The organism is Shewanella sp. MMG014 (assembly GCF_018100775.1).
Taxonomy (GTDB): Bacteria; Pseudomonadota; Gammaproteobacteria; order Enterobacterales; family Shewanellaceae; genus Shewanella; species Shewanella japonica.
The window spans coordinates 368,293-389,149 of the sequence record NZ_JAGJDZ010000003.1 but is presented as its reverse complement, the minus strand read 5'-3'; the positions used below and the strand labels follow the sequence as shown (position 1 = coordinate 389,149).

The 20,857-nt window shown below is 41.1% G+C and carries 18 protein-coding genes; 2 read left to right on the top strand and 16 right to left on the bottom strand.

Annotated features, from left to right (window positions below; genetic code table 11):
* Positions 1-97 precede the first annotated feature (97 nt).
* The 7 genes from J8L86_RS06980 to mpl all read right to left on the bottom strand — a co-directional run bounded on the left by J8L86_RS06980 (position 98) and on the right by mpl (position 6,504).
* Positions 98-973 carry a pirin family protein gene (locus tag J8L86_RS06980; RefSeq protein WP_211029499.1) on the bottom strand — a complete coding sequence of 292 codons (876 nt, stop codon included), beginning with the start codon at positions 971-973 and terminating at the stop codon, positions 98-100.
* A gap of 199 nt (positions 974-1,172) precedes the next feature.
* Positions 1,173-1,772, bottom strand: coding sequence for a class I SAM-dependent methyltransferase (locus J8L86_RS06975; RefSeq protein WP_055024874.1), 600 nt, complete (start codon positions 1,770-1,772; stop codon positions 1,173-1,175).
* 165 nt (positions 1,773-1,937) lie between these two features.
* Positions 1,938-2,708, bottom strand: coding sequence for an ABC transporter permease (locus J8L86_RS06970; protein ID WP_055024875.1), 771 nt, complete (start codon positions 2,706-2,708; stop codon positions 1,938-1,940).
* Positions 2,708-3,643, bottom strand: a complete 936-nt coding sequence (locus J8L86_RS06965) for an ABC transporter ATP-binding protein (RefSeq protein ID WP_055024876.1) — start codon at positions 3,641-3,643, stop codon at positions 2,708-2,710. The genes J8L86_RS06970 and J8L86_RS06965 overlap by 1 nt, the downstream gene beginning before the upstream one ends.
* A gap of 150 nt (positions 3,644-3,793) precedes the next feature.
* A complete protein-coding gene (gene hpt, locus J8L86_RS06960; RefSeq protein ID WP_055024877.1) occupies positions 3,794-4,324 on the bottom strand; it encodes a hypoxanthine phosphoribosyltransferase in 531 nt (176 codons plus the stop codon).
* Positions 4,325-4,353: 29 nt separating this feature from the next.
* Positions 4,354-5,025, bottom strand: a complete 672-nt coding sequence (locus tag J8L86_RS06955; protein ID WP_065109493.1) for a flavin prenyltransferase UbiX — start codon at positions 5,023-5,025, stop codon at positions 4,354-4,356.
* A 78-nt stretch (positions 5,026-5,103) separates the two neighbouring features.
* Positions 5,104-6,504: a UDP-N-acetylmuramate:L-alanyl-gamma-D-glutamyl-meso-diaminopimelate ligase gene (mpl, locus tag J8L86_RS06950; protein ID WP_211029497.1), complete on the bottom strand. Its 1,401-nt coding sequence runs from the start codon at positions 6,502-6,504 to the stop codon at positions 5,104-5,106.
* A gap of 216 nt (positions 6,505-6,720) precedes the next feature.
* On the opposite strand from mpl, the gene J8L86_RS06945 reads away from it, so the two are divergent.
* Complete coding sequence (locus tag J8L86_RS06945; protein WP_211029489.1) at positions 6,721-8,499, top strand: glycoside hydrolase family 9 protein; 1,779 nt, start codon at positions 6,721-6,723, stop codon at positions 8,497-8,499.
* 385 nt (positions 8,500-8,884) lie between these two features.
* Here the strand turns inward: J8L86_RS06945 and J8L86_RS06940 are convergent, their stop codons facing one another.
* Positions 8,885-9,343, bottom strand: coding sequence for a TetR/AcrR family transcriptional regulator (locus tag J8L86_RS06940; RefSeq protein ID WP_156003344.1), 459 nt, complete (start codon positions 9,341-9,343; stop codon positions 8,885-8,887).
* Positions 9,344-9,522: 179 nt separating this feature from the next.
* On the opposite strand from J8L86_RS06940, the gene J8L86_RS06935 reads away from it, so the two are divergent.
* On the top strand, positions 9,523-10,938 hold the full coding sequence (locus tag J8L86_RS06935) for a hypothetical protein (protein ID WP_211029487.1): 1,416 nt from the start codon (positions 9,523-9,525) through the stop codon (positions 10,936-10,938).
* Between the two features lie 105 nt (positions 10,939-11,043).
* On the opposite strand, the gene J8L86_RS06930 is transcribed toward J8L86_RS06935, so the two are convergent.
* The 8 genes from J8L86_RS06930 to J8L86_RS06895 form a co-directional block, all read right to left on the bottom strand.
* A complete protein-coding gene (locus J8L86_RS06930; RefSeq protein ID WP_211029485.1) occupies positions 11,044-11,892 on the bottom strand; it encodes an ion transporter in 849 nt (282 codons plus the stop codon).
* Positions 11,893-12,175: 283 nt separating this feature from the next.
* Entirely contained in the window at positions 12,176-12,856 is a 681-nt protein-coding gene (locus J8L86_RS06925) for a Fe2+-dependent dioxygenase (protein ID WP_211029483.1), read from the bottom strand.
* A 20-nt stretch (positions 12,857-12,876) separates the two neighbouring features.
* Positions 12,877-15,204, bottom strand: a complete 2,328-nt coding sequence (locus tag J8L86_RS06920; protein WP_211029481.1) for a TonB-dependent receptor — start codon at positions 15,202-15,204, stop codon at positions 12,877-12,879.
* 356 nt (positions 15,205-15,560) lie between these two features.
* On the bottom strand, positions 15,561-15,956 hold the full coding sequence (locus J8L86_RS06915; protein ID WP_065109487.1) for a VOC family protein: 396 nt from the start codon (positions 15,954-15,956) through the stop codon (positions 15,561-15,563).
* 127 nt (positions 15,957-16,083) lie between these two features.
* Entirely contained in the window at positions 16,084-18,150 is a 2,067-nt protein-coding gene (locus tag J8L86_RS06910) for a PhoX family phosphatase (protein ID WP_211029479.1), read from the bottom strand.
* Between the two features lie 228 nt (positions 18,151-18,378).
* Entirely contained in the window at positions 18,379-19,647 is a 1,269-nt protein-coding gene (locus J8L86_RS06905) for a DEAD/DEAH box helicase (protein WP_211029477.1), read from the bottom strand.
* A gap of 149 nt (positions 19,648-19,796) precedes the next feature.
* A complete protein-coding gene (locus J8L86_RS06900; protein ID WP_080916701.1) occupies positions 19,797-20,231 on the bottom strand; it encodes a hypothetical protein in 435 nt (144 codons plus the stop codon).
* A 168-nt stretch (positions 20,232-20,399) separates the two neighbouring features.
* Positions 20,400-20,855: a GNAT family N-acetyltransferase gene (locus J8L86_RS06895; protein ID WP_211029476.1), complete on the bottom strand. Its 456-nt coding sequence runs from the start codon at positions 20,853-20,855 to the stop codon at positions 20,400-20,402.
* Positions 20,856-20,857 lie beyond the last annotated feature (2 nt).

The window sequence follows — 20,857 nt, the reverse complement described above, 5'->3', positions numbered from 1 at the left end:
CCAAGGAAAAATACCTTGGCCAAATGTTAGAATAGCTATTGTAGCAATTTTATCCGCTAATCGCTGACATTTATTTGAATATTACGTCATGAACCACTCAAAAAGATGACGCTATTTCACCAAATCGCCCTTGCTGATAATCATCAATGGCTTGATTGATTTCTGCTTGAGTGTTCATCACAAATGGTCCCATGTGCACAATTTCTTCATTGATTGGACGACCAGCCAACAGTAATAAGCCACTATCCAGATTTCCCGCCTGTAAATGAGTATTTCTCTCCGGCTCAATGACCACTAACTGACCTTGTTTAGCCACTGCTTGTTCGCCCTTGGTATCAATATAGGTAAGTTCACCTTGATAGATATAAGCACTGACACTGTGGTGTGCGGACAAATCAATATTGGCTTGGCCATTTCTCGATAACGTCACATCAGCAATAGCACCTTGACCCGCTAAACCTTGAATACTGGCCTCTATTGTTTCCTTCGAGTCTGTAAATTGCCAGTTTCCAGCCAGCGCTTTGAGTGAAGCGCCATGTCTGTTGCTCACCGTAGGATTAGGGTTACCTGCCGTGTCTTGATATATCGCTGGGCGCATCTTGTCTTTGGCTGGCATATTCAGCCAAATTTGAAAACCATGCAGCCCTTCATTGGCATCAGCGAGTGGCATTTCAGAATGAATAACGCCGCTGCCGGTACTCATCCACTGCACGTCACCACTGCGAATGGCTTTAACATTCCCTAGCTGATCACGATGCTCAAAGCCGCCTTTTATTAAGTAGGTAAACGTTTCAATACCACGATGAGGGTGAGGTGGAAATCCACCAATAAAATCCTGCTTGTCGTTTGACTTAATTTCATCGATCATTAAGTAAGGATCAAAGCGAGTATTTATAAAGTCAGCCACTCGCTTAATGTTTACGCCATCACCATCCATTGCAGGTCTTGCGGTAAATTTGCTTTTTACTTTCATCTTAAGTGTCTCTATTAAAAATGTTAAAGCCACTTTAGCAACTAAAATTTAGAATAAAAATTGCAATAAAACACACCTATCAGTCGATTAAATCGAACGATATCTCTCTATGTAGAAATAAAAAGTCACTCTAGACACTAAAATGGCATGAATCGTCGCAGTTAAGATAAATATAGCGTAATAAGCTTTACAAAGTGATTTAAGGCTTTTCAATGATAAGATAGGTATGAATTTCAGGATATTGATCGAATTCAAGATGCCTGACTACACAACCTAAAGACTGAAATAACGATAAAAAACCATTGGTACCTAATGATGAATAATACACCTCAGGTCCCATCACCGAATTGGTATGCGAGCCAGCTTCTGTTGTCCCACCAAACGAGAATATCAACACACCGCCAGAACATAATCCATTGACAATGTTGGTCAATACTTGTGTTTGCTCAGTCAACGGAATATGCCAAATACTGTCCCAAGCAGTAATGAACATGTATTGTTCATCCAATGGATACTGGCAAATATCAGCATGAATAAAACGAACATCTGGCTGACGGGCTTTCGCAATATTAATCATTTCAGCCGACACATCTAAACCTTCAGGAGCAAACCCCTCTGCTTTTAATAGTTCGATAAAGCGCCCTGTGCAGCCACAACCAATATCAAGTGCTTTACCCTTGTGCTTAACAAAGTTCAGCGCTTTTTTATGCTGCGCTATGCCATTTTCAAGATTAAATGTATCGCTTGTCCAGCGATGCGTAATTTGATCATAAGCCTTACCAATATCTATTGGTTTCATCCGTGTGTTATATCCTTTTGTCTTTACCGTGACATCAAAACCTTGGCATCACATCAAAATCATCGCCATGGAAATGGTTAACTATCAAACCACTGTAATGCATTCGTCATAAAAAAAGGACTCATAATGAGTCCTTTTAGCATAATATTTGATGGTTAACTTAGCTTAACTACGCAAGCCAATACCACGAGATATTAAGTAGTAAGCCACAAACCAAAGCGATGCACAAAAGCCTACCATGATACCAATTGACAATGGCACACTAATATCTGCAAAGCCTAAAAAGCCGTAACGGAATACGTTAATCATATACACAACCGGATTTAATGCCGACACGCCTTGCCAAAAATCGGGTAATAAAGAGAGTGAGTAAAACACCCCGCCCAAATAGGTCAGCGGCGTTAAGATAAACGTGGGAATAATGCTGATATCATCAAAACTTTTTGCAAATACTGCATTAATTAACCCGCCTAATGCAAATAGCACAGAAGTTAAAAATACCGTCATTATCACAAGACCAACATGATGCAGGCTCAGATTAACAAAGAACATGGCCACTAATGTCACAATCAAACCAACACTTAAACCACGAGCAACTCCGCCTCCCACGTAGCCAGCAATCATCACGTAATGAGGCACAGGAGCAACCATTAGCTCTTCGATACTGCCATGCATTTTGGCACTAAAAAATGAAGACGCGACATTAGAGTATGAGTTGGTTATCACCGACATCATAATGAGGCCTGGTGCGATGAATTCCATATAAGATACGCCGCCCATTTCACCAATGCGGTTACCAATTAAGTTACCAAAAATCAGAAAATATAATGTCATGGTAATCGCTGGCGGCACTAGTGTTTGTACCCAAATACGAGTAAAACGATTAATTTCTTTCGTTAATATACTTTTAAAGGCAATCCAATATAGGTGCTTCATTATTTTGCCTCCTTGGCTTTTTCAACAAGCTCTACGAATAACTCTTCAAGACGGTTGGCCTTATTTCGCATCGATGAGACCTCGATGTTTGCCTCTGAGAGTTTGGCAAATAAATCATTAAGATTGTGAGCTTTTGCCACATCCACTTCTAACGTGTGCCCGTCAACAAGGCGGCAGTTCATATTGGGGATTTGCGGCGCGGCTTCAATATCATTACGTAAATCTAAAATGAAGGTTTCAACATCCAATTTACTTAGCAAGCTTTTCATACTGGTGTTTTCCACCAGCAAACCTTTGTCAATAATACCAATATTGCGGCATAACATTTCAGCTTCTTCAAGATAGTGCGTGGTTAAAATAATCGTCACACCTTGGTTGTTAATATCTTTTAAAAACTGCCACATAGAGCGGCGTAGCTCGATATCAACTCCAGCTGTAGGTTCATCTAAAATCAGTAACTTCGGCTCATGCATTAATGCTCTGGCAATCATTAAGCGGCGCTTCATGCCACCAGATAAGGCTCTAGCTTGACTGTCACGCTTTTCCCACAAATCCAGTTGTGAAAGGTATTTCTCGGCGCGCTGTAACGCGACGGCACGGGTAACGCCATAGTAACCCGCTTGATTCACCACAATTTGCAGCACGGTTTCGAACTGATTAAAATTAAACTCTTGCGGTACAAGGCCAATACACATTTTGGCTTGTTCAAGTGTTTTATCGATATCAAACCCAAACACCTTGACGCTGCCAGCGGTTTTTTGCACTAACGAGCTAATCACCCCGATGGTGGTCGACTTACCGGCACCATTGGGCCCTAACAAAGCAAAAAAATCACCTTGTTCAACGGTTAAACTAATTCCTTTAACGGCTTGGACACCGCTTTTATAAGTTTTTTGCAGGTTTTCGATCACCAAAGCATTGGTGCTGTTACTCATTGCTATACCTCTAAGCTGTTTGTTAAGACGAGTGATTACACTGGCATTGTATTATCTATGACGTAATGTAACTGAAAAAGGTGCAAATATTTTCTAACGCCCAAAATAAAACTCCCGCCTAAAGCGGGAGTTTGCACACAAAGGGTTACATTAATCTAATGGAACCACTTTTGCGATATAAGGCAGGTTACGATACTGCTCAGCATAATCGATACCATAGCCAACAATAAACTCATCAGGAATGGTAAAACCGATAAAGTCGACAGGAACATCCACTTCACGACGTTCAGGTTTATCCAATAATGTACATAGTGCTAGGCTTTTAGGCTCACGCAATAATAACATGTCACGTACTTTATTTAGGGTGTTACCTGAATCAATCAAATCTTCAACAATCAATACATCGCGATCAGCAATCTCAGAAGAAACATCTTTTAAGATTTTAACGTCACGTGAGCTTGTCATTGCGTTGCCATAACTTGAAACTGACATAAAGTCGATTTCAACATGGCCTTTAATACGGCGACATAAGTCAGCCATAAAAACCACAGACCCTTTCAATAAGCCGACCATTAACAAACGCTCGCTGTCTGCGTAATGGGCATTAATCCTTTCAGCTAATATATCCAGTTTTTCGTTGATTTCTTCTGCAGAAATCATCACTTCGGTTGTGTGTTTCATATTACTCTCAATTGTCGTGACTTTCGGACTTAATCATTGGCTTCGTCGCGAGACTTTTGTGTGGCATAACCCCAACGATTTGTCAGCCCATGTTCAATACCCAAATGATCTAGAATTCGGGAAACCATGAAGTTTACCAGATCTTCTATCGATTGGGGATGGTGATAAAAACCTGGCGCAGCAGGCATGATAGTCGCGCCATGACGTGTAAGGCTTAACATATGCTCTAAGTGTATGGCACTAAAAGGAGTTTCCCGTGGCACAAGGATTAATTGACCACGCTCTTTAATGACCACATCAGCTGCTCTTTCTAATAAATTATTGCTCATTCCGGTAGCGACAGCTGCTAGGGTGCCAGTAGAACAAGGACAAATCACCATTTGTTTAGGTGCCGCGCTGCCCGATGCGGGTGGTGAAAACCACTCATCTTTACCTAACACCACCAGCTCACCAATCACAGAATCTGTCATTTCAAAATGCGCTAATAACTGCTCACGTGCTTTTTCAGGGTTGGCACTTAATTGCAGCGCTTCTTCAGTAGCAAGTACCACTCGTGCTGCGCTTGAAATCATCAAAAATACTTGATAATCCGCCTCAAGCAAGCATTGCAATAGCTTTAAACCATATGGCGCACCTGAGGCTCCAGTCCATGCAAGGCTAATGGCTTTGGGTCTTTTGTTGTACTGCGTTGTATTACTCATAAACTCTCTAAATATAGCTAAGTGTATCTCGCTATTTATACGTTCAGTGCACGCTTATGGATGCCTTAAAATGGTTATTTAAGCTAAAGCGCTAATTAATTTCTGATGAATACCATTAAAGCCGCCATTACTCATAATCACAATGGTGTCACCCGATTGAGCCAGTGACGAGACTGCGTTAATAATATCTGTAATCTCAGTCATCACAGTGACAGGAATACTGGCATGATTCATATTGGCACTCATGTCCCAACCAATATTGTCAGCTTGGTACAAAAACGCGCAATCTGCCAGTGCCATTGAAGCGGCTAAGGTGTCTTTATGTACCCCGCTTTTCATGGTATTTGAGCGAGGTTCTAAAACCACAATCAATTTACCACTGGCGTTATCCGCTTCACCCACTTTAGCTCGCAGCCCTTGCAACGTGGTAGCAATGGCTGTGGGATGATGAGCAAAGTCATCATAAACAGCAATACCACTCACCGTATCCAGTAGCTCCAGACGGCGTTTAGGCGGCGAAAATTGAGTTAACGCTTCAATAGCTTGTGCTGGTAACACACCAACATGACGCGCTGCAGCAATTGCCATCACGGCATTTTCAATATTATGCTGTCCCAGTAAGTCCCAATTCAAAATACCTTGAGATTCACCATCAAACATCACTTCAAATTCGTGACCATCTGCTGCAATGGTATTTGCATACCAACCTTTGCCAGCTTGTTTACCCGCTGTACTAGTCGCATAAAATAGCTCTTGCTCACTCCAGCAGCCTAACTCAATGACGTCTTTTACAGCCTCAACCTCAGCTGGCCAAATGACTTTGCCTTCACCAGGTACTGTGCGAATAACGTGATTAAACTGGCGCTGAATCGCCCCTAAGTCGGCAAAAATATCTGCATGGTCAAATTCAAGGTTATTAATCACCAATGTGCGAGGTCGGTAATGGACAAACTTAGAGCGTTTATCAAAAAAAGCACTGTCATATTCATCTGCTTCAACCACGAAAAAAGGGGAATGACCTAGCCTTGCTGACACACCAAAGTTTTGCGGTACGCCACCAATTAAAAAGCCCGGTTCGTAACCACAATATTCAAGCACCCATGCAAGCATACTTGAGGTTGATGTTTTACCGTGCGTGCCAGATACCGCCAGCACCCAGCGATTTGGCAAAATATATTCAGATAAGAATTGCGGTCCAGAAGTATAGTTAATACCTCGATTCAATACCGCTTCGACACACGGGTTACCGCGGCTCATTGCATTACCAATCACAACAACATCGGGCTGGTTTTCACCGTCTTTGCCCAATTGCACCGGATCAAAACCTTGGATAAGTTCAATTCCTTGCTCTTCAAGTTGGGTACTCATTGGCGGATAAACATTGGCATCACTGCCTGTCACTTTGTGCCCCATAGCACGGGCTAATAACGCAAGGCCGCCCATAAAAGTGCCACAGATCCCAAGAATATGTACGTGCATGTTGTTGCTCTTGTGAAAAAATTAATGGCTTATTCTAAAGCATTGTGACTGTAATTGTCAGGTGACAATAACAAGCTTTAATCTTGCATCCCATTCAACTGGGCAGAACGGCCCATTGTTGATATTTTTGCATAGTCATTTCGACTCATTCGGGTTTCTTTCTTGCTAAAAAAGCCGTAATAATGAACAGGCTAATTACGTTAACAAGGATTGATAATGATTAAGCTTGTCGCCCAAATATGCCCCCTGATTGTTACTGCTATATTACTCAACATTGGCATTAGCCATGCAGCCCCCAATAAAAATTACGCCATTCAGTTTAATCAATTAGGTTTTGGCGTTAATGGTACAAAAACAGCTGTGGTACCAGAGACTGATGCGGATAATTTTAGCGTGATTGAGCGGCATACTGGTAAAACGGTTTTTCAAGGAAAGTTATCTGAAGCCAAAACATGGGAAGCATCTGGTGACAACGTAAAGCTTGCGCATTTTGACGAAGTGACTCAGCAAGGTGAGTACTTCATAAAAGTTGACTCAATTCCGCAATCACTGCCATTTACTATTTCAGATGAGCGTTATAACAAACCATTAACTGCGGCCATTAAAGCCTATTTTTATAATCGCAGCGGCGCTGTGATTCAAAAAGAATTTGCTGGCCAATATGCGAGACCTGCTGCTCATCCAGACACTATTGTGTATGTGCACGAATCAGCGGCATCTAAAGCGCGCCCTGTTGGCACCGTCATTTCATCTCCTAAAGGTTGGTACGATGCTGGCGATTATAATAAGTACATAGTGAACTCAAATATCACAGTGTATACCTTACTTGCAGCGGTATCAGAACAGTCCAATGCCGTCATTAACCTTAACTTGAATATTCCTGAATCAGGTAATGCATTACCTGACATCATTGACGAAGTAATGTGGAATATTGACTGGATGCTGACCATGCAAGATCCCAATGATGGTGGCTTGTACCATAAGCTCACGACTAAGCGGTTTACTGGCGACACAGAAATGCCCCATAAGATGGACCAACCTCGTTACCTTGTTGCCAAATCCACAGCAGCCAGCTTAGGGTTCGCTGCAACAATGGCAAAAGCCAGCCAGATCCTTGCCCGGTATGATCAACACTTATCAATTAACCCTACAAATGGTCATAGCTATAGCCAGCAATTATTAATGGCAGCAAAGCAAGCATGGCAATGGTCATTGAAAAATCCAGCCATCCATTATCAACAGCCGAGTGATATCCACACTGGGACATATGCCACAGCTGGGGATGACTTAAATGATGAGTGGTTATGGGCAGCTGCCGAGCTTTTTGCTGCAACAGGCGATAGTGAATACCTCAGTAAAGTTGAAATACCGAAAAAGCCGCGTAACCCTGAGTGGGATAAAGTCGAAACGTTAGCCTTAATCACACTAGCATCACACTCTGATACGCCTTACAACATCGCAAAAGAAGCCAAAAAGCAACTCACGGCATTAACAGAGCGTTGGATTGAAGTGGGGCAAAATTCAGCTTACGGCCTTGCGATTAGTCCAAATGATTTTGTATGGGGCAGTAACTCAAACATGCTCAATAAAGCGGTGACGTTATTGCGTGTAAACCAAATCATAAACAATAAAGATAAGCCGAACAGTTTGTATGAGGAGCACGCTATAGCTATCGTCGATTACATTTTTGGTCGTAATCCAATGGGTATCTCTTATGTCACAGGAGTTGGCCAACAAACGCCGATGCATATTCACCACCGTGCTTCTATGGCTGATGGTATTAAAGCCCCTATTCCCGGTTTTTTAGCAGGCGGGCCACAACCAGGTCAACAGGACGCCAAAGATTGTAAAAAACAAGGCGGCATTTACCCATCAAAACAAGCTGCAAAGTCTTACCTCGATCATGATTGCAGTTATGCCAGCAACGAAATCGCCATTAACTGGAATGCCCCTTTGGTGTATATGTTGGCGGCGCTGGTTAATCAGGAAAATTAACCCAAACATATTTGTTTAAAAATACCAGTCGAGAAAAAGCGGCCTTGGAATAACATTTCCAAGGCCGCTTTCATTTTCTCACCACTGAGTTAATAGGGCCTGTTGTTCTTTGCTGGTTAAGTTTTGTTCGAAATAAAAGCGTTTTAATTGAGGCGGATGGATTGATGCCTAGTCATCTAAGCAAAATTCATCTAACAAAGAGTAAAACGCTTTTACTTGAACCCTTTGGGCAGCGTTTGTTGGCCATTTTTACTGCGTTATTAACTTTTTATGTAGAATAACTACACCACAAAGTCTCTTCCTTGTATAAATGGCCAACCATTCGCTGCAAAAATAACCTTGAAAGATCAACAGGCCCTAAGCTGAATGACGATCAATTATCCGGTTACACATCCAGTAACGTCAAAATCGTTTTACCGAGTAAACCTTCAACCACTTCCCTACCTTCGCCAGGAAAATGCCCATCAACCATTTTGATCAGGTTAGACATGCCATTAACGGTCATGTCAGAGGGCTCTGGTAAAGTTGAATTAGCAATAAGCATATTCAAAATATAACGGAAGCGCTTAACCGATAGCGCTTTATGCCAGCTCTCAGTTAATGCCTCTTTCGAACTAAAATCTAATTGCTCAGCAAAAATCGGAAATACTTTGCCTCTTAATGCATGAGCAAACTCTTTATTCGATTCGTAATAGCCTTGTAAGGTACTCTTTCGCACCCCTGCAACTTTGGCAATGTTGTCATACGTCACACAATGCCAGCCGCTTTCAAAAAAGATATCCAAAATAATTTGGTTATACTTCTGAAAGTTAGCTTCTTTCTCTTCTTTAGAAATCTTCGCCATTACTTTTAACTCTTTAATTAAGTGCCCTTTCAACTGCTGATCATTGTGCACGAATCTCACATAAAATCAATATTAGGTATTAAATACGAAAAAATACTTGCATTGCGTACCAAATATGAATAACCTACACCCAATTCGTACCGGGTACCGTTATAATTTTGTCATTGAGAGAGAGAAACATGAAAAAATCAGTATTAGCATTATCAGTCATTTCTGCATTATTTCTTGCAGGTTGTAGTTCAGATGATGACAATGAAGTGATTACACCAGATCCTGTAGAAACAAAATCTATTTCCGTTTCTGTTAATTCTAATATCACTAAAGAAACCGTTTCTGCTGATATTGTTTATCCTGTTAATCCACCAAATCCCGAAGAAGTACCTTTAGCTCAAGTTTACTCTGAAACAGGCTATCCTCACTTTTTACGCACAAATGATTACCAACTTTGTGTTGTGCCTAGTTCAGCAGTTGTTCGAGGTGAAGCTTGTATTGATGTAATTGATCTTACTGATGCAGAACAAACTTTTGAATTTTTAATAGATGCACATGAAGAAGATGTAAAAGTCGAGCTTAGTTTTACGGGAGAGCATGCCTCCGAAGAAGTTCGATATTACTACACAGCTGTTGGCTCAACCGATATTAATAATGACCAAGGTATTTTTGAAATTACAGCAGAATACGACCCTTCATATAGTTACGTTACACTTGAAGGTATTGCAGTCATTGACGGTTTAAATTCATTGATTAATGATAACCATTTCTTACTGGCTCAAACTAAAGAAGCTGACAAGCAGGATGACACTTCCAAAGGTCTTTACTATACCTATATTCAGAAAAGGTCAGATATTGTGTTAACTGCCAGATCTGGTGAAATATTAGTAGATGATATTGCTTACAATAGAAAAGAGCCTGAGCATACCCATTATAAATTTAAAACCTCTGAAAATGATGGTTCTGTTATCATCATCGCTCCTGACTTGGGAGAACCAATTGTAATTGAGCCAATCTCTCCTGTTGTTACTGAAGAACAAGTAGTCGGAGCAACACTTAAATCATATGACCTTAGTAAAGGAGATGCCCTTTATTCTGCTGAACTTAACAATAATGGCTTTGCAGAACCATGGATTTATCCTTTAGAAACCTTTGATGGCTCGACGACTTTGAGTGATTATGATTTTAGCTTTTCTGTATCAGGCTTTAAGAAACATGCAGATTACAGCACTTACATGAACATTTATCTAACGAAAAAGCCAGCAAAGCTTCCGTCAAATAGCATAGTAGATTCTCGTCTAGATCTTTATGATGATGGTCGTGTCTTCCATCATTCTGCAGATGGCTATAATGACTTTTTACGTGATGAGGATGAAAAAGCACTAAAAGGTGAGGCGGCCATTAACGCTATGCGTAAAATTGGCGATGAAATGTTTGTGATTCCACGTATCGACGGTAACAAAAAGGATACTAACTTCATCGTACGAGTAAATGATGACAACAAAAATGCATTTGAATTTACAATTAGTGATTTGACAGTTGAAAAACGTGAGCTTTCTCTAATAGACTCTGCTGTTGAAGTTGAACGTTCATCAAATCAATAATTCGATAATATCATCTCTCTAAGTGCTCGCTTTTCCCTAAATAGGATACGAAGCATATTAATGTAAAAAAGAGTCTCATATGAGACTCTTTTTTACATTCAATTACTATTTCTTCTCTAAAATAAGCTCTGTTAGCTTATCAATTTTTTCGTGTAATTGTCGAATTTGTTCATCTTTTACGTTACTATTAATTTCTATTCCGCCAAATTTTTCAAGCTTTTCTGTATCACAGTTATCCCCTTGCTCATCTCGCATGATTTTGGTCTCTTCACCCATCACATCTAATACAGCACCTACCATCATATTGAGGAAAACAAAGGTGGTTAAGAAGATAAAGCTTAAATAATACAGCCAGCTTAATGGGTATACTTCCATGGTTTCATACATGATCGATGTCCAAGATTCGAACGTCGAGATTCGGAACAAGGTGAGCATAGCAATCGACACATCGCCCCATAAAAAGTCATTCACATTGGCAAAAAACATGCTGCCAATAGCGCCATAGATATAGAAAATAACGAACATGAGCAGTGCGATATAACCCATTCTTGGGATCGCTTTTAATAGTGCATTAATCAACATTCTTAGCTCAGGCACCATAGACACTAATCTAAGCACCCTGAATATACGTAGCAATCTTGCGAGTAAAATCGTTGACCCGCCTAAAGGTACTAAGCTACCGATAACGATAATGGTATCGAAGATATTCCAGCCTTTGGAAAAGAAAGACTTAATACCATCACTCGCCATAAATCGGATGATCAACTCAAATAAGAAAAAGCCAGTGATCGCAATATCCAATACCCATAAGCTTTGCTCAAGCCAAGGCGGTAAATGGTAAGTGTGGGCACCAATAGATAATGCAGAAACAATAATCACAAAGATAACAAAACCTTGGAAGGTTTTACTTTGATCAACTTTTTTAAGGGTATTGAGGATACCAGTAGCTTGCATGGTGGGTTGTTCTCTCCAAAAATAAACCCCTCGGTTTTGAGGACACGAGAGCCTACTTAACCAAGATTAAAATAGAATTAAATGCAACGATCAACACAGTAAAGTGCATATCGCTACCCGTTAAAGGCCGCTAATATACAAGCTGATGGTTTCTTTCACTAATTAACTTATGTTAAAAAACAAAAAACCTAAGAAAACGTTCGCTTTCTTAGGTTTGTTTATTGCTCAGATTTGTCAGTATTAACTGCTCAAACTGAGTATCGTTAACAGTGATTCATGCCGATTATAAATGAGCAAATTGGCGTATCAAATTATGGTAAACATTATGCAGTCTATCCAATTCTGCACGCGGCGTATTACCCGCAGCAATAAGCGATTGAATTGACTGATCAAGTTGATATAAATTTTCTCTTAAAACCGATTCTGACACCATACTTTGCATCCAAGTGATTGCTGCAACTCGCTCACCACGTGTCACCGCTGTCACTTTATGCAAACTACTGGACGGGTAAACAACCGCATAACCCGCAGGCAGTTTAATGGATTGCTCGCCAAATTCAGTGGCGATAATCAACTCACCGCCATCATACTCATCGGGTTCAGAGAGAAATACTGTCATCGATACATCACTACGCAGCACAACCTGAGTATTGGGTACACGCATCACTGCTGCATCAACATGAAAGCCATATTCTTCAGACTCTGCATAGCGGTTAAAACACGGCGGAAATATCTGATGCGGTAATGTAGCAGAAACCACTTTGGGTGTTTCACCTATTTTATTCAACAACTGGTTTGCCAACTGTTGAACCTTGGCGTCACTGGCCAGTGCTTGGCTGTTTTGCTTGACTGCCGCAGCCATTCCCATTGCCGTATTTTTACCGTCATCCCAAGGGACTGACTGCAAAGTTTGTCGATATGCTTTTACGTCTTCTTTAGACAGTATTTGCTCAATTACAATCATTAGTTAACTCAACTCAATCCTTAGAATTCATAGGTCGCTGACAATTTAGCATTTCTAGCATCGCCAAGGTACATAAATGCGCCCGAGCGATAAGCGGCTGTAAAATACTCTTCATCTAGCACGTTACCCACATTCAAGCGGAAAGTTAATGACTCAGTTGCGTTGTAGTTAGCAAATAAATCAACCACTTGGTAATCTGGAACAACAATGCTGTATCGGCCGTTTTCATCATCATAACCCGCTGCAGTATCAGGTTGCCCGCCGTACATTTCGCTTTGATAGGTGTAACCTGCACCAACTACAAACGCTTCATTAATTTGATAACGTAATTGTAGATATGCACTTTCATCAGCAAAGTTACTCAACGCAAGGCCTACGCTTTCTTCATTGAATGATTCAAGCACCTCTGAATCCATAATCGCTGCTGAAAATTGCACGCTTAATGCTTCAGTAATATTACCCACCATGCCAAACTCGACACCTTGAACTCGGTTTTTACCTGTATTTAATGTGCCAAGTGTTGAGTAGCTGTCGCCCACACTTTCCATTACGTCACTCTTGGTGATTTGGAAAACTGACGCCGAAAACATCACACTGTCATCAAATAGCATCCATTTAGTACCAAGCTCAATGTTTTCAACTAATTCTGGATCGGCTGCACGCGCTTGTTCAGCAGTACCACACACCCCACCATAACCACAGCTTGCGCCTAAGTCTGACTCACCACCATTGATATTGGTTGCAGTACTGTAATTAGCATAGATATTCCCTTCATCAGTGATGCTATACACTAACCCAAGGTGTCCGTTAAACATGCTGTCATCATATTCGTACAACACATCTCCATTTCGACTGCTCGATGTATCATTCTGATAATCAAAGCTATCTTGTCTAACACCAAAGAACAGCTCTAGATCGTTTGTAAGCGCTACCGTATCCATAAAGTAAGCTGAAATGGTCTCTATTTGATACTCAGCATCATTGATGCCTTTAGTGTAAGTTCGGCCCATAAGTTTATCGATATTGTCGACAGGGTTACCGTCACCATCTAACATACAGTAAGCACCAGAGTCACCACGCCTCCCTGCTGTTATACAGTTAGTTTCGTTGGCAAATTCAATATCATAAACACCGTTATCAACTTGCTGATCGGTATACTCTAGGCCAAAAACAAACTTGTTCTCCATGCCTAGAATTTGTGTATTCCAAAACAAATTAAATTGGGTGCTGATGTAATCAACTTCTTGGTTACCTTGATGAGTACTTAAAGTCAGAGTATCAACACCTGGTGCGACAGGATCTGATTCGCTGCGTGTCGTTCCACTAGCACCTGTGGTGATATAACCGTTTTCAGTTTTACCGACACGAGTTGCATTATAAAAGGTCAGATTATCGTTAATGTCATATTGAGTGCGCAGGGTAAAAGTCAGCACTTCTGAATTTAGAAAATCTGATTCTTGTGCATATACAGGAATATCAGAAATGGGCTCACGGGTAGATTGATCAAAGTAGCTACCTAAATCAGCCACATCTTTTGCATCTAAATAATAGCCATCAGCAATGAAAGACAAATCGCTTGTTGGCTCAAATACTGCTGAAAGTTGCACACCATTGCGCTCACGGCTAATGCCTTCCCTGCCAGGCTTATCTTCATCAGCAAGTAAACCATTGACACGTAAACCGACAGTATCTGACACGGCATAGTTATAATCTAAAGTTAAGCGGCGATGATCGTCAGTACCTAATGCCAAATCAACACGGCCCAAGTCGTACGATGTTGACGCTTTTTTAGTCACGCTGTTAATCGCACCACCTGAAGAACCACGACCTGCAAATGTCGAACTCGGACCTTTAGTGATTTCAACAACTTCTGTGGCAAAACTTTCACGGGTTGTCATACCAGGATCGCGCAGACCATCAACAAAAACATCACTACGCGCTTCATGACCACGAATAATGTAGCGATCGCCAAAGGCGTTACCGTTTTCACCAGTACCTAAAGTAATACCTGCTTGTGCTGACAAGATATCCTTTAAATCTGTTTTACCTGATTCTTGTATTTGATCTTGGGTTAATACAGTGATGACTTGTGGTGTATCAACAAGATCTGCAACACGCCGTAAATCGCCAGAGGCTTCAGATAAGTAAACGGCGTTCTTTACACCGTGAACTTTAATACGCTCAATGGCTTCAGCAGTTTGGTTTTTATCGCACTCAATTCCGCTAACTTCTGGGTTACAGGTCTCATTAACTTCTTGATCTGCAGAGACTATAGGAGAAGAGAAAACGAGAGCGGCTGCTACGGCTTGTGCGCCTAGTGATAAATGTTTTTGGTTGGCTTGTTTCATGTTACACACTGTCCTTTGTTAACAGATTCCTAATATTCGCGCGGATGGTAACAAACCAACAACAGTAATGTAAATCGTTATCATTTATATTTACACTGGGATAATTCAGTATAGAAAACGAATAAAAACGTCCTGCAATCGCTAAAGGTATTTAAAGAGGAATAAAATAAACGAGAAAAGTGTTTATAAACGTAGCTTGAAGCTTGTAGTGAGTAGAGAATCACGTGTAGTCACATAAGACCTACATGCTGCATCTGAGCCAATAGACTCAATCAAAACAGGATTTATCTAGCCATTAAATCAAAGAATGAATTGTTTACATACAGCAGTCAAAAGGCCCATCTACTAAAAATTGATTAATCTTGTTCGCCAATGGCATAGATCTCTAACGGTAGATCGTCAGGATCGCTAAAAAAGGTAAATGACTTGCCTGTATATTCGTCGACTCTAATCGGTTCAACATCAATATTGTGTTGCTGTAAATGTGCAACAGCCTGATGGATATCATCCACTTTAAAAGCTAAATGACGTAAGCCTTGCGCCTCAGGGTAACTGGGTCTTTTCGGCGAATGAGGAAGAGAAAAAAGCTCAATTTGCGTGCCGTCCTTCAGCTGTAAATCCAGCTTATACGAGTCACGTTCTTGACGATAATTTTCAGCAAGTACTGTAAAGCCTAATACTTGAGTGTAGAAATACTTCGAGCGTACATAGTCACTTGCAATAATCGCTACATGATGAATACCGTTAAACATAACGCCCCTTTCAATCTATGATAAAAATAAAACCCTGATAGAGAGTCTATCAGGGTTTTAATCATGACACTGAGCAATAATTAATCAAAAATCTTAATCAGAAGTTTTAATCAATTATCGTAAGCCTTTAAACGCCGACTTCACCGCCATCATTTTTACGAATAACCACAGTTGCATCACGAGGGCGTAATGTCATACCTGCAGGAGTTTCCTCGGCTGCATTGCTTGAATAAGGCCAATTGCTTGGATGCTGAATATTAGCAAATACCGTGCTGTAATCAGATGTAATCGCAAAACCAGTCACCTCACAACCATTTGGCCCAACAAAGAAGCGCTTTAGCTCACTTTGATTGTCCGCAGAAACCACTTGCTGATTGTCGTCATCATCAACCAAAGTTGATGGCACAATCGCTAGCATTTGATCATTGGTGTACTCTTCGACTTCATCTGCACCATTATCAGTTTGAACCCACATAATGCCGCGCTGATCGAAAGCCAAGCCATCAGGACTTGCAAACTGATTTAAGTCATTCAGACCAGAGATGTTAGTCTCTTCGTCTGCATCAGTAGGTGCACCAAAGACAAAAATATCCCAGTTAAACTCCGTTGCTTCTTCACCTTCATCCCAACGGATAATATGACCAAAGCTATTATTCAAACGTGGATTAGCTGGATTGGTATCATCTGTGCGTTTTGTGTTGTTGGTCAAAGTCAGATATACACTGCCAGTAAATGGGTCAACCGCAGCCCACTCAGGACGATCCATTGGTGTTGCCCCTACTAAGTCTGCTGCACCTGCCGTATTTAAGATAATCGCAGCCACCGAATCGAAGCTATCGGCTAATGTGTTACCATCAGTTGTCGTGCTATCAAGTGTTAATGGTAACCAAGCACCCACGCCATCTTCACTGAATTTAGCCACATATAACGTACCTGAATTCATGTACTTATCGCCCATTGCTAAACGATTAGTCGCATTGGCATCCGCTTCATCCCAAACGGCATCTGAAACAAATTTATATAAGTACTCAAAACGTGAATCATGACCAGAATAAAATGTAATTGGCTTACCTGCCTCTAGCTTACCAAAAGTACAGCCTTCGTGACGAAAACGCCCTAAAGCGGTACGTTTAACAGCACGAGAGTTAGGGTTATATGGGTCGATTTCTACAATATAACCGTGGCCATTAGCTTCATTGCGGTAATCATTCGCAGCACTTGAACCTGTCGGTGTAATATCAAAACGAGCAAATTCATCTAAACGCTCTTCATCATTCCCTGCTAAGTGGTTCCAGCCGTAGCGAGTATCTGAAGTTGAAATCCCAATACGGCTTTGATCTTCAGTTAAGGTGCCATGACTGACGAAGTAACCAGGCCAGTTTTCTTCACAAGTCAGGTATGTTCCCCAAGGCGTGTAGCCATTACCGCAGTTATTCAATGTACCACGAGCTTGGCTGCCATCTGGCGAATAACGAGTTTCTAAATAAGATGTATAAGCTAATGGACCGGCAACATCCATGACTGTTGCACCAGTAAAACGGCGATTATGTGAGTCGTTTTCAACCACTTGCCACATGTTGTCTTTTAACTGAATACGCACAACAGAAATACCATGGGCATTAATCTCTTTACGCACTTCATCAATGACAGTTCGCTTACCATTCGCATCAAGCGTTGGCCCCATTGGGTGTAAGGCATTTTGATTAATATATTCATGGTTAATACAAAGCAAACCATCATCTGCTGCGTCATTTAACGGAAAGAAATGCATCCCATCATGATGCATTCCTACAGCGTTTTCTTGATCTACAGCGGTATTTGAGCCGTCTTCTTTCCATGCATTTGCTTTACTGTTTAGAGGCGTACCCCATGGAGCAAGTACATAAGCAGAATAGCCTGCTGGTACTGCAACAGCATCAAGTTTTGAGCCAGCAATAGAGTCAAAACCTAATACCGCAGCGCTTTTAGTCGGCGGAGTCTCTGCTGGTGGTGGCGTGGTGGTTGGTGGCGGTGTGCTTGAATCGTTATCAGAACTACATGCTGCTAATCCTGTTCCAGCAAACGCTGTCATAGCACTTAACCCTAAGCCACGTTTTACAAAGTCACGACGTGATAAATGGTTTTCCATCACGGTGGCAAATGGCACATTATTGCTTTTGTTATATTTGGTTGGGTCGAATGTCGCCTTGCTCATAATCTATCCTTAAGTTTGCTCACATCATTAATTGGGGGCTAAATTAGTGAACATAAGATAAGCAGGCTTTGTGACAAATTCACGCCATCTTGATGACAGCAAGATGACGCTTTTATAGCAAAATAATGAACAGAGAATGAAGTGTGATGGTGACCACAATAGATGTGGCAACATTAAAAATAGTTAAATCAAAACACGTAACACTTTGAAAAAGTTAATACATATTTGCTACTTTCGTTTCGATTTTGCAAGCGCTTTTTGTCGAGCTTGTTGCTTTAGCGAGCCTTTCTTCGTTTTACGCGTCACAGGAGCAACCTGGGTTAAATCAGGCTCAAACCCTGGTAACCATTGCTGTGGTAGTCGCCTATCTAAAAAAGCTTCTAGCTTGATCAGTTGTGGCTCGTCATCAACACTTAATAATGTAATTGCTTGGCCTGTGTTACCTGCACGGCCTGTTCGGCCAATACGATGAATATAGTCTTCATTCTGGAAAGGAAGCTCAATATTAACCACATAATTTAGTTTGTTAATATCTAATCCTCTGGCGGCAACATCTGTCGCAACTAACGCGTTAATTTCGCCAGATTTAAATTGAGTTAACACACTCTCACGCACAGCTTGTGAAAGATCCGCATGAAAGGCTGCAGCATTAACGCCAGCTTGCTGTAATTGCGTAGCGACTTTATCTGCGCCCTGTTTAGTGCGGCTAAAAATTAACGCTTGTTGCCAATCTTCTTTTTTAATGAGATGACTTAATAGTGATAATTTTCTCTTGCTATCAACGTTATATACTCGCTCAACAATACTCGTTGCAGTGCTGTTTCGTTGATGAGTTTCAATCACTTGAGGTGAATCTAATAAGCGTTTACTGAATTTAAAAATGCGTTCATCCAAGGTGGCTGAAAACAGGAGTGTTTGACGCTCTTTTGGTACACGTTTCAACACTTCGATGATTTCATCTCTAAAGCCCATATCCAGCATGCGATCGGCTTCATCAAATACTAAATGTTTAAGCTTGGATAATGACATCACTCGATTACGTAAATGATCGAGTAAGCGCCCTGGTGTGGCAACAATAATATCAGCGCCTGCTTGGATCGCATTAGCTTGAGCTTTGATACTGACTCCACCATAAACAATCACAGAACGAATATCGGTGCCAGATGCATATTTTTCAACATGTTGATGCACTTGCTGAGCAAGCTCTCGGGTAGGCACCAAAATTAACGTTTGGGTGTAATGCGTTAACGCATCTTGCTTGTCATCAACACTGTCATTGACTTGAGGTGCTGTTGCTTTTGATTGCAACAACATTTGAATGATTGGTAATGTAAAAGCGGCTGTTTTTCCTGTGCCCGTTTGCGCGCCAGCTAATACATCTTTACCAGACAATACCACTGGTACCGCCTGCTGTTGAATAGGCGTAGGCTGCTCGTAGCCTAACCGAGTTAACTGCTTAACTAACAAAGGCAATAACTGCAACGACGAAAAAGACATAACCACTCCCAATTATTAAGCCGCAAAGTTTATCACGCCTAACAATGAAAGCCAGCCACACAGCAGTTATCGGCAACTATTTAATCACCTTTGTAGACAACTAAATATTACCCAATTCATTATCTTTTTAGCGCCTTACCTGATATTTATTATTTGCCAGCAGTCATCGCGCCATACCCACCCCATTTAGTGGCGGCTAAACCAATAATAAAGCCTGCGAATAGGCCATCAGCCACAAACCAAAATGGTGATTGAAACACCCCATTAAAGCCAAATATAGCCACCATCATCGCTTGTATTTGATCGTATGCTAACAATGTTAATACCAGATTTAACCAACCGCCCATCACAATAGCGGTAAGCCACCAAGGTAAAGAAATCTTTAAAATGGGATGATAATCAAACACACCAACAAGTCCGATAATCGCACCAAAGGTGATATACCATAACAGTATGCCCCACAAAAATTGTGTGCTTGTATCGGGCGAAAACAGAGGAATTATCCAAAAGCACAGTAAACCAATCACTAAACCAATCAGCTTGCCTATGGCTGTACGAGTAATAAGAGAAGGGTTATTGAACATAGCACCTCCAAGTCAAAACCTTATGTATTAAGCGCAACATTAAATAATGGCCAAGGCGATAGTGAGTACTAACCACCTTATCGATTAAGTCATTTAATATTAGCCCTCACAGGGGTTTATTGTTGTGATCATCAATCAATTTACCGAACCTAAAAAGCGCTTTCTACCCTAGTTTTTTAGTACAAAAGCCAGCAATGGTTTATCGCAGTCAGCTTCTTCTACAACACCCATTGGCGTAAAACCATTTTTATTCAAGACAGCTATTGAACCTACATTATGTTGAGCCACTTCAGCAAAAATAGGCCGAGTTGAGTGCGCTGATAAAAATAGCCGTAATGCATTAGTCGCATAGCCTTTTCCCCAATACTCACGACCAACCCAATAACCCAAAAGCCATTGGTTCTCACTTTGCCACAGCACAATGCTACCAATTACGACATCGTCAACAATGATCGCTTGTGCAGCGATTGCAGGATTACTCAAAATATTCTGATACCAATGTTCAAAAAATGCATTACGATCTCGAGCTGGAAAATCAGCCATTTCATTGGCCTCGGGCTCACATTGAAATTGAAATAAGTGCTCTAAATCTTCAGATTTAACATCTCTAAGTTGTAAGTGCATTA

Bases quoted from the DNA above. Each gene is read 5' to 3' on its own strand.
- J8L86_RS06980 (WP_211029499.1), bottom strand. From the start codon at position 973: ATGAAAGTAAAAAGCAAATTTACCGCAAGACCTGCAATGGATGGTGAT.
- J8L86_RS06975 (WP_055024874.1), bottom strand. From the start codon at position 1,772: ATGAAACCAATAGATATTGGTAAGGCTTATGATCAAATTACGCATCGC.
- J8L86_RS06970 (WP_055024875.1), bottom strand. From the start codon at position 2,708: ATGAAGCACCTATATTGGATTGCCTTTAAAAGTATATTAACGAAAGAA.
- J8L86_RS06965 (WP_055024876.1), bottom strand. From the start codon at position 3,643: ATGAGTAACAGCACCAATGCTTTGGTGATCGAAAACCTGCAAAAAACT.
- hpt (WP_055024877.1), bottom strand. From the start codon at position 4,324: ATGAAACACACAACCGAAGTGATGATTTCTGCAGAAGAAATCAACGAA.
- J8L86_RS06955 (WP_065109493.1), bottom strand. From the start codon at position 5,025: ATGAGTAATACAACGCAGTACAACAAAAGACCCAAAGCCATTAGCCTT.
- mpl (WP_211029497.1), bottom strand. From the start codon at position 6,504: ATGCACGTACATATTCTTGGGATCTGTGGCACTTTTATGGGCGGCCTT.
- J8L86_RS06945 (WP_211029489.1), top strand. From the start codon at position 6,721: ATGATTAAGCTTGTCGCCCAAATATGCCCCCTGATTGTTACTGCTATA.
- J8L86_RS06940 (WP_156003344.1), bottom strand. From the start codon at position 9,343: ATGGCGAAGATTTCTAAAGAAGAGAAAGAAGCTAACTTTCAGAAGTAT.
- J8L86_RS06935 (WP_211029487.1), top strand. From the start codon at position 9,523: ATGAAAAAATCAGTATTAGCATTATCAGTCATTTCTGCATTATTTCTT.
- J8L86_RS06930 (WP_211029485.1), bottom strand. From the start codon at position 11,892: ATGCAAGCTACTGGTATCCTCAATACCCTTAAAAAAGTTGATCAAAGT.
- J8L86_RS06925 (WP_211029483.1), bottom strand. From the start codon at position 12,856: ATGATTGTAATTGAGCAAATACTGTCTAAAGAAGACGTAAAAGCATAT.
- J8L86_RS06920 (WP_211029481.1), bottom strand. From the start codon at position 15,204: ATGAAACAAGCCAACCAAAAACATTTATCACTAGGCGCACAAGCCGTA.
- J8L86_RS06915 (WP_065109487.1), bottom strand. From the start codon at position 15,956: ATGTTTAACGGTATTCATCATGTAGCGATTATTGCAAGTGACTATGTA.
- J8L86_RS06910 (WP_211029479.1), bottom strand. From the start codon at position 18,150: ATGAGCAAGGCGACATTCGACCCAACCAAATATAACAAAAGCAATAAT.
- J8L86_RS06905 (WP_211029477.1), bottom strand. From the start codon at position 19,647: ATGTCTTTTTCGTCGTTGCAGTTATTGCCTTTGTTAGTTAAGCAGTTA.
- J8L86_RS06900 (WP_080916701.1), bottom strand. From the start codon at position 20,231: ATGTTCAATAACCCTTCTCTTATTACTCGTACAGCCATAGGCAAGCTG.
- J8L86_RS06895 (WP_211029476.1), bottom strand. From the start codon at position 20,855: ATGCACTTACAACTTAGAGATGTTAAATCTGAAGATTTAGAGCACTTA.